The following is a 12,514-nucleotide window of genomic DNA, read 5'->3' as shown; positions in this document are numbered from 1 at the left end:
CGGATCGGGAAAAGTTCCCGAACAGGCCCTAATCCACTTGCCGCCGTCGCCGATGTTCCCTAACTGTTCACGCGTGTCCGAACCTGTCAAACATCCGCAAGAATCCGATCCGCCTTATGTGAAAGGATTGAACGCGCCGCAGCGCGAAGCCGTTCTGACGACCGAAGGTCCCGTTCTGGTGCTGGCTGGCGCGGGCACAGGCAAGACCGCCGCCCTCACTCGCCGGCTGGCGCATATCGTCTTCTCGCGCAAGGCGTGGCCGAGCGAGATTCTCGCGGTGACCTTTACCAACAAGGCCGCCCGCGAAATGAAGGAGCGGATCGGCGCAATCGTTGGCGAGAGCTTTGAAGGCATGCCATGGCTCGGCACCTTCCACAGCATCGGCGCCAAAATGCTGCGCCGCCATGCCGAACTTGTCGGCCTGCAAAGCAATTTCACCATTCTCGATACCGATGACCAGTTGCGGCTGCTCAAGCAGCTGATCCGCGCGTCAGAAATTGACGAGAAACGCTGGCCCCCGCGGATGCTCGCCGGTCTGATCGATCAATGGAAGAACCGCGGGCTCAATCCGCAGGATCTCGATGCCAGTGAAAATGAACGCTACGCCAATGGCCGCGGACAGGAATTTTACGCCGCCTATCAGGCCCGGCTCAAAATCCTCAACGCATGCGACTTCGGCGACCTGCTGCTCCATATTCTCAACCTGCTGAAGACCAACCGCGAGATTTTGAAACTCTACCAGGAGCGGTTCAAATATATTCTCGTCGACGAATATCAGGACACCAACAGCTCGCAATATCTCTGGCTGCGGCTGCTCGCCCAGAGTCACCAGAATATCTGCTGCGTCGGCGATGACGACCAGTCGATCTATTCGTGGCGCGGCGCGGAAGTGGCCAATATCCTGCGCTTCGAGAAGGATTTTCCCGAAGCCAAGGTGGTCAAGCTGGAGCAGAATTACCGCTCGACCCCGCATATTCTGGCCGCCGCGTCCGGGCTGATCAACCACAATTCGGGTCGCCTCGGCAAGACCCTGTGGACCGAGGAAACCGAGGGCGACAAGGTGCAGGTCATCGGCGTCTGGGATGGCCCCGAGGAAGCCCGGCGCACAGGTGATGAAATCGAAGCGCTGCAGCAGATCAAGCAGGCATCGCTGAACGACGTCGCGATCCTCGTCCGCGCCCAGTTCCAGACCCGCGAGTTCGAGGACCGTTTCATCTCGATCGGCATGCCGTACAAGATTGTCGGCGGCTTCCGCTTTTACGAGCGTCAGGAAATCCGCGATGCCCTCGCCTATCTGCGGGTAATCGCCCAGCCCGCCGACGATCTCGCCTTCGAGCGGATCGTGAATATGCCCAAGCGCGGCCTTGGGGATAAAACTGTGGAAAAAGTCCACCGCCTCGCCCGCGCCCAGGGCATATCAATGCCCGCCGCTGCGCTCAGCATCTGCGATACCGACGAACTGCCAACCCGCGCACGCAGCACATTACTGGAGCTGATGCGCAATTTCGGTCGCTGGCGCGAACTGGCCGGCGTCACCGATCACGCCGAACTGACCCGTATCGTGCTCGACGAATGCGGCTATACCGCGATGCTGCAGGCCGACCGCTCGACCGAAGCCGCCGGCCGGCTGGAGAATCTGACCGAGCTCGCCCGCGCGATGGAAGAATATGAAACGCTCGGCGATTTTCTCGAACATGTCTCGCTGGTCATGGACAATGACGCGCGCGACGACGAGGCCAAGGTCACCATCCTGACCATGCACGGCGCCAAGGGCCTGGAATATGAATATGTGTTCTGCGCCGGCTGGGAAGAAGGCGTATTCCCGTCGCAGCGCAGCCTCGACGAGGGCGGCATCGCCAGCCTCGAGGAGGAACGCCGCCTCGCCTATGTCGCAATCACCCGCGCCCGCAAGAAATGCACGATCTTCCACGCCGCCAACCGGCGGATCTACGGCCAGTGGAACAGCGCGATTCCCTCGCGGTTCATCGGTGAATTGCCCGAAGACCATGTCGAACAGGAAAGCAGCATGAGCGGCGGCGAAAGCCTGTGGCGCGCCAACTGGAGCGAGAATAGCGACCCCTTCTCCCATCTCGCCGCGGCCAACGCCACCAGAGCCGGCAAACGCGGCCCCGGCTGGCAGCGCGCCGCCTCGTCGAACTTCGACAAAAACCCCCGCATCATAAAAGAAGCCCGCCGCAGCGCCGTCTCGCTAGGCAACAAGGGCCGTGACGACGTCAAGGTCGGCATGCGCGTCTTTCACACAAAATTCGGCTATGGCAAAGTGAAGGTGAAGGAAGGCAATAAACTGGAAATCTCGTTCGAGAAGAGCGGCGACAAGAGGGTGCTGGACAGTTTCGTCGAGGTGGCCTGAATAATGCGCGTTCGTGCCAAGCCGTCCCGTTCGTCCTGAGCTTGTCGAAGGACACCTATCGACGCAAGGCGCGGTTCGACAGGCTCACCGCTAACGGTCCTATCCCACCGGCGCGATGCCCGTGAGGGGCTTTGTCGCGCAAGCTCGGCTTCGCCTCGCCACCACCCCAACCCCTCCTCTGAAGAGGAGGGGCTTATTCTTGTCGCCAACTATGCTATAATCTCGATCTGGAGGATTATCATTGATGGCACTTAACATGCACCCTTCGCTGGCCATCCGTTTTGAGAAACTATTTGATGTAAAGGCTGATACCTTGTGCCGGATGCAGACGTCTTTTGATCTGGCCAATGCAAGAGCACGGGAGAAGGATATCAAGGTGGACAAGCGGCAGTTGGCGGCCTGAATCCGGCCTCAATACTCCCCGCGCTTCTTCTTGTTTTTCTTCCGTATGATGATCACGACCGTACTGAGGCCGCCAACCAGCAGCGCGATCAAAGCATAAGCTATTATCAGTCGAAGCTCCATATCAGGCATCGTCCTCGAGCGCGTCGGCTTCTGTTTCCTCGGCGAATTCCCGTGCAATTTCCGCGTCGACCTTGTCGCGCGGGCTCAGGTGGCCGGCTTCGCGCTTTTCGGCCTGGATCGCTTCGAGACCCCACGCCTTCGCCGCGGCCGCCGCAACTATGCGGCGGCTTTCCAGCGGATCATTGGCGGCGAGATCAAGCTGCCGCGCTTCTTGTTCGCGACATGTTGCGGCTTTTACGCGCATGGGTGCATTCCTTTCCTTCGCGCTATCAACCGCGATTGTTTTTCATATTTTCAAGGCCCGCTACAACGCCCGGCTTGGCCGAAGGATTGGACGCATTGGTCTTTTTCTTCTCGGCTTTGGGTTTGCGGACTTCGCGATTGGATTTTTTCTGTGATTTAGCCATGATATTTCCTTCCGGGGTGATGTTCGGGCGGCAGCTGGCTGGTCATCTCAAGGAGGCGAGCAACCGGATCGACTGTCGGCGAACAAACTCAAACGATAATAATGCGAATGATATCCTGCCTCAGGAAAGCCGATCAGAATCATTTCTGAGCGTGAAGAGGCAATGCCGGTCAAGACTGCAATCCTGCAATCACGAAGGCTTGTTCTATATATAGGAAGGGATGACGGCTATTGTAAGGCCAGTACAATGTTAAACGCGATCATTGGCGAGCGGCCAGCAATCTCACAAAATGGCGTCGCCAAGACCCATCATCTTGCCATTGGTCACGATTACCCGGTCGCCGAGCGTGGCCTGCTCAAACAACAGCCGCGCAAACTCGAGTGGCACACCGATGCAGCCGCGCGTGCCCCAGCCCCATTTGACGTCGGAAGCATGGATCGCAATCCCGTCGTTGGTCAGCCGCAGCATATAGGGCATTGGCGAACCGTAGATGTTCGAGACATGGTCCTTGCTCTTCTGGCTGATCGGAAAGACACCGGTCGGAGTCGGCTTTTCGGAATCGCCAAAGGTGATCACCGCCGCCCCGATTTCATAGCCGGCACGGAAAACTGAAATGCTCTCGGCCTTGAGATCGACGGTCACGACCAGCTCGCCCGCCGGCACGCCTTCGTCGTCCCATTTATAATAGCCGTGGACGAAAGGTTCGTTGATCTCGAGGATGCGTTTGACCACAAACTTGTCGCTCAACGGCAATTTGTCCGCAATTTCGACCGGATCCGCCACAATCGACTCGGTAACGGATATAGTCTGCTCAACCGGTTCGGGAGCAGCATTTTCGGTAACCACCGTCGACGGGACGGAAGAGGAACCGGCATCGGCGCGGGTCAGGCCCATCACCAGCATGGCGACAATCGCCAGGGCTGCCAGCAGCAAGATCGATGCGCTCACCCGATATGCAATTTTCTCGACCATCACCAATGCTCCATTCGTTAAGGAAGCATTTACCATGGATTTGCGAAGAAAAATCCCCGATTTTCGGGCCGTCCCGCTGCGGTACGGCACCAGCAGGAATGTTAAGGATCAGCGTTAACGGGCAACAAAGGGACACCCGCGCTGGCAGGCGCCCCTTGTTAAGTGTGTCGCTAGAAAACCGCTTTTGCTTCGGCTTCCTTCATCATCGCCTTGCGGACCATCGGAATCGGCGGGCCGCCATAGCTGAGGAACTCGTCGTGAAAAGCCTTCCATTTGCTGCGATCGCCGCCGGTCCAGTCTTCGCGCAGCTTGCGGATCATCAGCTTGCCCATCGTGTAATTGAGATAGGCCGGATCATAGGTTCCGCGCGCCGCCTGCTGGGTCGCGTTGCCGAGATCCTGATAACATTCCTTCTGGAACATATCGAGGCTCTGCTCGACCGTCATCCCGCGCGCGTGCAGGCCGATGGCCGACAGATAGCGGCAGTTGCGCAGCAGCGCGTTGGACAATTGCCCGATTTTGGTTTCCGGATCACCATCGTGCAGCCCCGCTTCGACCATCATTTCTTCGGTATAATGGGCCCAGCCCTCGGCAAAGGCATAGCCGACGAACAATTTGCCGAAGATCGATTCCGCGCGATTGGCGTGGAGGAAATTCAGGAAATGGCCCGGCCATACTTCGTGGATCGTGGTGCCGAGCAGGTCCATCTTGCCGGGGATATAGGCGGCGCGGGTGGCCTCGTCCCACGACGGGTCCGGCGGCGAGATATAATAAACGCTCGGCAGGCCTTTTTCATAAGGTCCCGGGATGTCGATATAGGCGCTATTCTGCCGGTTATAGGGCGGCGATTCCTCGACCTGCGCGACCTCGGTGCCGGGAATGCTCACAAGATCTTTCTCGATCAGAAATTCGCGCAAGGGCGGCAATTGATCGCGGGCTTCCTGCACAGGGCCTTTCTCGGGCTTGTTCGCCGCCATTTTCGCAAAACAGTCGACAATGCTCGCGCCCGGCGCAAAGGCAGCGCAAGCCTTGGCCAAGGCTGCCTGATTGCGTTTGAGATCAGCCTGACCGATGGCTTCAAGCTCGTCGAGCGAGACATTGACGCCTTCGGTCTTGCTGACCATCGCGGCAAATTTCTCGGCGCCCAGAGCATAGCCGTCCTTGGTCGCCGGGACCGATCCGATATGACCGGCCAGATCCTTCATCGCCGCCGCGGCCGCAGCCGCAGCCACATCAAACTCGCGCTGCAGCTCGGGGTCCTTTACCTCGGCAAAGGCCGCCTTCGCGTCGCCGGTAAAATAGTCGGCGAAACCGCCAAAGCCAGCCTGACCGAATTTGAGATAGGTTTCGGGCAGCGGCAGTTTCAGATTGTCCTTGATCTGCTGGGCAGCGGCCGGAACCGCATTGGCATATTTGATAAACGCCTTCATCCGCGTGGTCGCGTCGGCATAGGGTCGGGCGATATAGACATTGGGGTCGAGCGCACCGACATAATAAGCCGGATTGGTGTGCGGGGAGTCAGCGGTTTCCAGCCAGAAAAGCTCGCCCTCCATCACATTTACCAGATATTCCCGTTCAAATTTTTCAGCCTCGCTCAGGTCTGCAGCGTCAATCGCCATCGCGCCCGCAATCGCCTTTTTGCGGATGTCTACGGCCTTTTTGAGGCCTTCCGCGCTCCAGTCAGGAAGCTGGCCGTCAAATTCATGCTTGCCCTGATAGACAGCAAAGGTCGGATTGACGGGAAAATAGCCGTCGAGGAAGCCGGAAAGATAGCTACCCCAGGCCGTATCCTGATCAATCTCCATTGCCGCGACTGGCTCGTCCTCGATCTTCTTGCATCCGGTCACGGTCAAGGCGGCCAGCGACACCGCCAGCAATAGATTGCGCATCTTCATTTTCATCTCCCCGGGGAATATTCCATTCGATTATTTTCGTGGCTGTTGATTGGCATAGTCGCCGGTCGCTTGGCCAGCCCTATTCGACGAACTGCGGCGCGCCCAAATCTTTCCACCCGGCCATGAATTGATTGCAGCAAGTTGCGGGAATCGCTAGCAGTCACCCTGTGATCAGCACCGCACCCCATCCCTTTACAATAGCCAATTATCGCTACCTCTGGTTCTCGCGACTCGCATCGATGTTCGCGCTTTACGCAATGATGCTGATCCTCGGCTGGCAAGCCTATAATCTGGCCCGCGTCGACATGGGTATCAGCGCATCGGCGGGCATATTGGGCCTGCTCGGGCTGCTCCAGTTCGTGCCGCTCTTCATCCTGACACCGCTGGTCGGCTGGGTCGCCGACCATATGGACCGGCGATGGATTGCGCGTATCGTGCTGGCGGCTCAGGCGATGATTGCGCTGGCTCTGGGACTGTTGACAGCAACCGGCGGGATTACCCTCTGGACGATATATATCATCGCGGTGCTGCTGGGCATCTGCCGGGCGTTTCTCGGACCGGCGATCACCTCGCTCGCTCCCAATCTGGTGCCGAAAGCCTCGATTCCACGCGCCATCGCTCTTTCGACCATCGCCTGGCAGGTCGGTGTCATTGCCGGTCCGGGCATGGCCGGCCCGCTGTACAAGGTCGATGCGGCCCTGCCCTATTTTGTCTGCGCCGGACTTTACGCGCTGGCGACGCTGGCGGTCTTTCTGATCGGCCCGGTCCCGCGCGCGGCAGCCGACAAGACCAAGAGCCCGCTGCAACAGGTCGGCGACGGCATGGCCTATGTCTGGACCAACAAGCTCGTGCTCGGCGCGATCACGCTCGATCTGCTGGTCATGTTCCTCGCCGGTGCAACCGCGATGATCCCGGTTTTCGCCAAGGACATATTGCACGCCGGCGAAATCGGCCTGTCGCTGCTCGCCGCCTCCCCGGCCGTCGGCGCGGTGATTGTCGCGCTTATTTTCTCCTTTGCTCCGCTCAGCAAGAATGTCGGCAACAGCATGCTGGTGGCCATGGCCGTATTCGGTCTCGGCACGATCGGCTTCGGGCTCAGTACCAACCTGTATCTCTCGATGGCCTGCCTCGGAATTTGCGGTGCTGCCGACATGTTCGGCGTCTATGTCCGCAGCTCGCTGATCCAGCTACACACCCCGGACGCCAAGCGCGGACGCGTCGGCGCGGTCAGTCAGATGACCATCAGCGCATCAAATGAACTTGGCGATGCACTATCCGGAGGCCTCGCTGTTCTGGTCGGTCCAATCGCGGCCATTGTCGCGGGCGGAGCCGGTGCTATAGTGGTGACCGGACTCTGGTCGCGCCTTTTCCCTCAATTAGGTGCTGCCAAAACATTTGACCCGCCGGAAGATCTGGAAATGGCACCGGCAGCAAGAATGACAAAATGAACAGGAGTGCAGGATAATGATTGCTAACAATATTCTCGAAACCATCGGAAATACGCCGCATATCAAGATGCAGCGCCTGTTCGGCGATGCCAATGTGTGGATCAAATCGGAACGCTCCAACCCCGGCGGATCGATCAAGGACCGTATCGGCCTTGCAATGATCGAAGATGCCGAGAAATCCGGTGCCCTGAAGCCCGGCGGCACGATCATCGAACCGACATCGGGCAATACCGGAGTCGGACTGGCGATGGTGGCCGCGGTCAAGGGCTATAATCTGATACTGGTCATGCCCGAGTCGATGTCGCTCGAACGCCGCCGTCTGATGCTCGCTTATGGCGCAAGCTTTGACCTGAGCCCGAAAGAAAAGGGCATGAAGGGCGCGATCGAACGGGCGCAAGAGCTGGTCGACCAGACACCCGGATCATGGATGCCGCAGCAATTTGAAAATCCTGCCAATTTTGAAGTGCACAAGCGCACCACGGCCATCGAGATCCTCAATGATTTCAAAGATGATCCGCTCGACGCGATTATCACCGGCGTCGGCACCGGCGGCCATATCACGGGCGTCGCGGAGGTATTGAAAGAACATTGGAGCCATTTGAAAGTCTACGCCGTCGAACCGACAAATTCGCCGGTAATCAGCGGTGGCCAGCCCGGCCCCCACCCGATCCAGGGCATTGGTGCCGGCTTCATCCCGGGCAATCTGCACACACAAAGCATCGACGGCGCGATCCAGGTCGATCCCGCTGATGCCAAGGCAATGGCGCTGCGAGCCGCCAAGGAAGAAGGCATGCTCGTCGGCATATCATCCGGCGCCACTCTCGCCGCAATTGCCCAGAAGCTGCCTGAGCTGGGCAAAGGTGCGAAAGTCCTCGGTTTCAACTATGATACCGGCGAACGCTATCTGTCCGTCCCAGAGTTTTTGCCCGAAGAATGAGCTCGATAGAGGTCCAGCAGTTCACCTATCGGCATGGTGACGTAGATTTATTAGGCTATATGGCCCAACCCAGCCGCTATCCGCGCGCGGGTATCTTGATTGTTCCGACCATCATGGGTCCGAACAAGCAGATGTTCGACCGCGCCAGATGGCTTGCCTCTTTGGGCTATAGCGCGATGGTCTGTGACCTGTATGGAAAGGGTCCCGTCGAAAATATGCGCGAAGCGCGTCTGCTGGCGAACGAGTTGCGCGCGGACGCAGAATATTATCGGGAACGGTTCCGCTGCGCGCTGGAAGAATTGCGCAGGCGATCAAAGCTGGGCAACAGCCGGATCGGCGCGATCGGCTATTGCATGGGCGGTGAAATCGTCCTCGAAATGGCACGCGGCGGTGAAGATATCGCTCTGGTGGTCAGCTTCCACGGCCTGCTCGCGACACCGCTACCGGCCAAGCGCGGGACGATAAAATCACGCATCCTGGTTTGCCATGGCCGGGCCGATCCACTGGTTCCGCCCAAGCAGATGCGCGCCTTTCTCGAAGAAATGGATATCGCTGGGGCCGATTGTCATGTGCATATCTATTCCGGCGTTCTTCACGGATTCACCGATGCCAGCAGCACATCCGGATCACTGGATGCGGTGAAATATAATGCCTCGGCCGACCGGCAAAGCAAGGCCGCGATGCTCAGCATGTTTGCCGAAGTATTTGAAACCAGAAAAACACCGGACCAGCAATAGGCCCGGTGTTTCTCGCATTATCGATAAGCTGATCTAGTCCGGCTTGCCATCGCCGTCATTGTCGAGCGCGTCCGGCTGGCCGTCACCATCGGTATCCCAGGCATCGGGCTGACCGTCGCCGCTACGATCCCAGGCATCCATGATCCCGTCACCATCTGTATCGATGGTCGGGGCCGGGATTTCGGACGGCGTCTCGTCCGAAACTTCGGGTTGTGCAGCATTGGCTGGAACGGACAGGCCTAATCCGACGGTAATCAGATAGGGTGTCATCCGGCGCAGGCCGTTTAGGGCTATGTTGGAATGCATTGCATATACTCCTTATGCAGATCATTCCCCTGTCACAGCTGTTGTGAGCCAAGCCCGGACACGGGTCCAGCAACCATCGACTATATGGGCAAAATAGGCGCTAAGCTGCTGATTTTCGTAATCTATCTGCGAATATACACAGTCTGTCGCAACCGGTCATTGGCGCTGCCTTTGACAGATTGTTGGCCACAGTTTGTCGAAAAATGGTCACATTTCTCGATATAATCCGAAAAACGGGTCCGGGGCATTTCAACAGAAAGGTTGCGAGCGATGTCCGGAAACAAGGTTGCAGAAACATCTGCAACGCTGACAAAAACAAATAGCCGACCGCTGATCATAAGGGTCGGCAAACGGCTGCGCGGCGCGATGAACAGAATATCGACCGCCCATTCGAAAATCCCCAACGAACCGGTCCTTCCGGCCACGGCTTTCCCGTGGACCGAACGATTGACCGAGCGCTGGCAGGATATCGCGCAGGAGGCCGCTGCGATCTTGCGCCACCGTGACGCGGTGCCGCCGCTCAACGATATATCCCCCGACCACCAGCGGATTGCCGGCGACGGCAATTGGCGCTCGTTCTTTCTGTTCGGCTATGGCTATGAAGTGCCGGAAAATTGTTTACGGGCGCCGGTTACAGCGGAACTGGTCCGCCGGATACCCGATCTCAATTCCGCCTTTTTCTCGATCCTCGAACCCGGCGCCACGATTCCCCGCCATCGCGGAGTGACCCGTGGTCTGGTCACTTGCCATCTCGGGCTGATCATGCCCGATCAACCCGAACGATGCACAATGCAGGTCGAGGATGAGGACTATTTCTGGGAAGCGGGGAAGTGGCTGGTTTTCGATGACAGCTGTTATCACGAAGTGCACAACCGGACAGATCAGCGTCGGGTCATCCTGCTGGTGCAGGTGAAGCGCCCGATGCGCCTGCTTGGCCGATTTGCCAATGATCTGGCGCTGTGGGGCATTCGCCGGTCACCCTTTGTGCAGGATGCCCGGCGAAATCTGGCCCGTTGGGAAGAAGCTTATCAGCAGGCGGAACGGAACGAAGCCGCCTGACCAGATCATTCAGGCGACCGCGAACATTTCCGGATCGAGCGCCATGATCGAGTCGGCACCGCCTTCAATCTTGCGGCGGAGAGAGCCCGTGTCCGGCAGGAAACGTTCAGAGAAATATTGCGCCGTCACCAGCTTGGCTTCGTAATATTTCGGATTGTCCGTGCCTGCATCGAGAGTGGCCTGGGCCGCCTTGCTCATCCGCAGCCACATCAGTCCGAGCGATACGATGCCCATGATATGCATATAATGATAAGCGCCGGCGCCGGCATTGTTCGGATTGGCCATGCCGTGCTGCATGAACCACATCGTCGCTTTCTGCAGCTCGCCATTGGCTTTTTCCAGAGCTTCGGCAAATCCGGACAATTTCTCGTGGCCCTTTGCTTCGGCAATCTCGTCGGCAACCACCTTGAAAAAGGCCTGAACCGCACGGCCACCATTCTGGCCAAGCTTGCGACCAACCAGATCCATCGCCTGGATACCGTTGGTGCCTTCATAGATCATTGCAATCCGCGCATCGCGGACGAACTGTTCCATGCCCCATTCGCGGATATAACCATGTCCGCCGTAAACCTGCTGCGATTCCGTGGCGATCTGATAGCCCATATAGGTGCCATAGCCTTTGACCACCGGGGTCAGCAGGCTGACCAGATCATTGGCCAGTTGCCGCTCTTCTTCGGTTTCGGCCTTGTCAGCCAGATCAACCTGCAATGCGCCCCAGAGAACCAGCGCGCGCATCGACTCGGTAAATGCCTTGCCGTCCATCAGCATCCGGCGAACGTCCGGATGGACGAACAATGTATCCGCTTTTTCTTCCGGATCCTGTGCTCCGGTCAGCGCCCTGCCCTGACGCCGGTCCCCGGCATAGACGACCGCATTCTGATAAGCGATTTCGCCCTGCGCCAGACCCTGCAGGCCAACGCCCAGCCGTGCCGCGTTCATCATGATGAACATCGCGCGCAGGCCCTTATTTTCTTCCCCGACCATATAGCCGGTCGCGCCGTCATAGTTCATCACGCAGGTCGCATTGCCGTGGATGCCCATTTTTTCCTCGATCGAGCCGCAGCTTACGCCATTGCGTTCGCCGAGCGAGCCGTCTTCGTTGACCAGGAATTTCGGCACGATGAAGAGCGAGATGCCTTTGGAACTGTCGGGCGCGCCCGGGGTCTTGGCCAGTACCAGGTGGATGATATTTTCCGCCATGTCGTGCTCGCCGGCAGAGATGAAAATCTTCTGGCCGGTGATCGCATAGCTGCCACCCGGCATCGGCTCGGCCTTCGTGCGGATGAGCCCAAGATCGGTACCGCAATGCGCTTCGGTCAGATTCATCGTCCCGGTCCATTTACCGGAAATCATCTGGGTGGCGTAGGTGTGTTTCTGCTCTTCGCTGCCTTCGGTGAGGATCGAGGCAATCGCGCCCTGGGTCAGGCCGGTGTACATTTCCAGCGCCTGATTGGCCGAGACCATGAATTCCATGACCGCATTGCCGACCACGCGGGGCAGGCCCTGCCCACCAAATTCTTCGGGCGACGACAAGGTCGTCCAGCCGCCGTCGGTCAATTGCTGATAGGCTTCCTTGAAACCCTTTGGCGTGGTGACCGAGCCGTCTTCATGACGGGTGCAGCCCTCTTCATCGCCGGACTGGTTGAGCGGATGCAGAACCTCGGTGGAAAATTTCCCGGCCTCGGTCAGGATCGCGTCGACCATTTCCGGTGTCGCATTTTCAAAACCGGGGAGATTCAGATAATTCTCGAGATGGAGAACTTCGTTGAGAATGAACCGGACTTCGCCGATTGGTGCGGTATAACTGGGCATGATATATACTTTCTGCTCAAATGGGGGGTGCCGGACATTACCGGC

The 12,514-nt window shown here is 58.3% G+C and carries 12 protein-coding genes; 6 read left to right on the top strand and 6 right to left on the bottom strand.

Annotated elements, in window-relative coordinates; all coding sequences use genetic code 11:
* The first annotated feature begins 52 nt into the window (after nucleotides 1-52).
* The gene (locus AACZ86_RS04390; RefSeq protein ID WP_339689661.1) at nucleotides 53-2,371 is read left to right on the top strand and encodes a UvrD-helicase domain-containing protein; all 2,319 of its coding nucleotides are present in this window, start codon (nucleotides 53-55) and stop codon (nucleotides 2,369-2,371) included.
* A gap of 244 nt (nucleotides 2,372-2,615) precedes the next feature.
* Complete coding sequence (locus AACZ86_RS04385) at nucleotides 2,616-2,774, top strand: plasmid maintenance system antidote protein (protein WP_339689659.1); 159 nt, start codon at nucleotides 2,616-2,618, stop codon at nucleotides 2,772-2,774.
* Nucleotides 2,775-2,897: 123 nt separating this feature from the next.
* Here AACZ86_RS04385 and AACZ86_RS04380 read toward each other — a convergent pair whose 3' ends face one another.
* The 4 genes from AACZ86_RS04380 to AACZ86_RS04365 all read right to left on the bottom strand — a co-directional run bounded on the left by AACZ86_RS04380 (nucleotide 2,898) and on the right by AACZ86_RS04365 (nucleotide 6,164).
* Nucleotides 2,898-3,140, bottom strand: coding sequence for a hypothetical protein (locus AACZ86_RS04380; RefSeq protein WP_339689657.1), 243 nt, complete (start codon nucleotides 3,138-3,140; stop codon nucleotides 2,898-2,900).
* A gap of 25 nt (nucleotides 3,141-3,165) precedes the next feature.
* On the bottom strand, nucleotides 3,166-3,303 hold the full coding sequence (locus AACZ86_RS04375; protein ID WP_339689655.1) for a hypothetical protein: 138 nt from the start codon (nucleotides 3,301-3,303) through the stop codon (nucleotides 3,166-3,168).
* A 282-nt stretch (nucleotides 3,304-3,585) separates the two neighbouring features.
* Complete coding sequence (locus AACZ86_RS04370) at nucleotides 3,586-4,311, bottom strand: L,D-transpeptidase family protein (RefSeq protein WP_339689654.1); 726 nt, start codon at nucleotides 4,309-4,311, stop codon at nucleotides 3,586-3,588.
* A gap of 134 nt (nucleotides 4,312-4,445) precedes the next feature.
* Complete coding sequence (locus AACZ86_RS04365) at nucleotides 4,446-6,164, bottom strand: DUF885 domain-containing protein (RefSeq protein ID WP_339690241.1); 1,719 nt, start codon at nucleotides 6,162-6,164, stop codon at nucleotides 4,446-4,448.
* 173 nt (nucleotides 6,165-6,337) lie between these two features.
* Here AACZ86_RS04365 and AACZ86_RS04360 point away from each other — a divergent pair, with 173 nt between their 5' ends.
* Genes AACZ86_RS04360 through AACZ86_RS04350 form a run of 3 tightly spaced genes read left to right on the top strand, consistent with a single transcriptional unit; the run spans nucleotide 6,338 to nucleotide 9,292 of the window.
* Nucleotides 6,338-7,618: an MFS transporter gene (locus tag AACZ86_RS04360; protein WP_339689652.1), complete on the top strand. Its 1,281-nt coding sequence runs from the start codon at nucleotides 6,338-6,340 to the stop codon at nucleotides 7,616-7,618.
* 16 nt (nucleotides 7,619-7,634) lie between these two features.
* The gene (cysK, locus tag AACZ86_RS04355) at nucleotides 7,635-8,555 is read left to right on the top strand and encodes a cysteine synthase A (protein ID WP_339689649.1); all 921 of its coding nucleotides are present in this window, start codon (nucleotides 7,635-7,637) and stop codon (nucleotides 8,553-8,555) included.
* Complete coding sequence (locus tag AACZ86_RS04350; protein ID WP_339689647.1) at nucleotides 8,552-9,292, top strand: dienelactone hydrolase family protein; 741 nt, start codon at nucleotides 8,552-8,554, stop codon at nucleotides 9,290-9,292. The genes cysK and AACZ86_RS04350 overlap by 4 nt, the downstream gene beginning before the upstream one ends.
* Nucleotides 9,293-9,325: 33 nt before the next feature.
* Here the strand turns inward: AACZ86_RS04350 and AACZ86_RS04345 are convergent, their stop codons facing one another.
* The gene (locus tag AACZ86_RS04345; RefSeq protein ID WP_339689644.1) at nucleotides 9,326-9,598 is read right to left on the bottom strand and encodes a hypothetical protein; all 273 of its coding nucleotides are present in this window, start codon (nucleotides 9,596-9,598) and stop codon (nucleotides 9,326-9,328) included.
* A 270-nt stretch (nucleotides 9,599-9,868) separates the two neighbouring features.
* On the opposite strand from AACZ86_RS04345, the gene AACZ86_RS04340 reads away from it, so the two are divergent.
* Nucleotides 9,869-10,657: an aspartyl/asparaginyl beta-hydroxylase domain-containing protein gene (locus AACZ86_RS04340; RefSeq protein ID WP_339689642.1), complete on the top strand. Its 789-nt coding sequence runs from the start codon at nucleotides 9,869-9,871 to the stop codon at nucleotides 10,655-10,657.
* 9 nt (nucleotides 10,658-10,666) lie between these two features.
* On the opposite strand, the gene AACZ86_RS04335 is transcribed toward AACZ86_RS04340, so the two are convergent.
* Nucleotides 10,667-12,469, bottom strand: a complete 1,803-nt coding sequence (locus AACZ86_RS04335) for an acyl-CoA dehydrogenase C-terminal domain-containing protein (RefSeq protein ID WP_339689640.1) — start codon at nucleotides 12,467-12,469, stop codon at nucleotides 10,667-10,669.
* Nucleotides 12,470-12,514: the final 45 nt, after the last annotated feature.

It is taken from the genome of uncultured Parasphingorhabdus sp. (assembly GCF_963975735.1).
Taxonomy (GTDB): Bacteria; Pseudomonadota; Alphaproteobacteria; order Sphingomonadales; family Sphingomonadaceae; genus Parasphingorhabdus.
This window is presented reverse-complemented; position numbering and strand designations above follow the sequence as displayed.

Coding starts and splice junctions, on each gene's coding strand:
- AACZ86_RS04390 (WP_339689661.1), top strand. CDS start 53: ATGTTCCCTAACTGTTCACGCGTGTCCGAACCTGTCAAACATCCGCAA.
- AACZ86_RS04385 (WP_339689659.1), top strand. CDS start 2,616: ATGGCACTTAACATGCACCCTTCGCTGGCCATCCGTTTTGAGAAACTA.
- AACZ86_RS04380 (WP_339689657.1), bottom strand. CDS start 3,140: ATGCGCGTAAAAGCCGCAACATGTCGCGAACAAGAAGCGCGGCAGCTT.
- AACZ86_RS04375 (WP_339689655.1), bottom strand. CDS start 3,303: ATGGCTAAATCACAGAAAAAATCCAATCGCGAAGTCCGCAAACCCAAA.
- AACZ86_RS04370 (WP_339689654.1), bottom strand. CDS start 4,311: ATGGTAAATGCTTCCTTAACGAATGGAGCATTGGTGATGGTCGAGAAA.
- AACZ86_RS04365 (WP_339690241.1), bottom strand. CDS start 6,164: ATGCGCAATCTATTGCTGGCGGTGTCGCTGGCCGCCTTGACCGTGACC.
- cysK (WP_339689649.1), top strand. CDS start 7,635: ATGATTGCTAACAATATTCTCGAAACCATCGGAAATACGCCGCATATC.
- AACZ86_RS04350 (WP_339689647.1), top strand. CDS start 8,552: ATGAGCTCGATAGAGGTCCAGCAGTTCACCTATCGGCATGGTGACGTA.
- AACZ86_RS04345 (WP_339689644.1), bottom strand. CDS start 9,598: ATGCATTCCAACATAGCCCTAAACGGCCTGCGCCGGATGACACCCTAT.
- AACZ86_RS04340 (WP_339689642.1), top strand. CDS start 9,869: ATGTCCGGAAACAAGGTTGCAGAAACATCTGCAACGCTGACAAAAACA.
- AACZ86_RS04335 (WP_339689640.1), bottom strand. CDS start 12,469: ATGCCCAGTTATACCGCACCAATCGGCGAAGTCCGGTTCATTCTCAAC.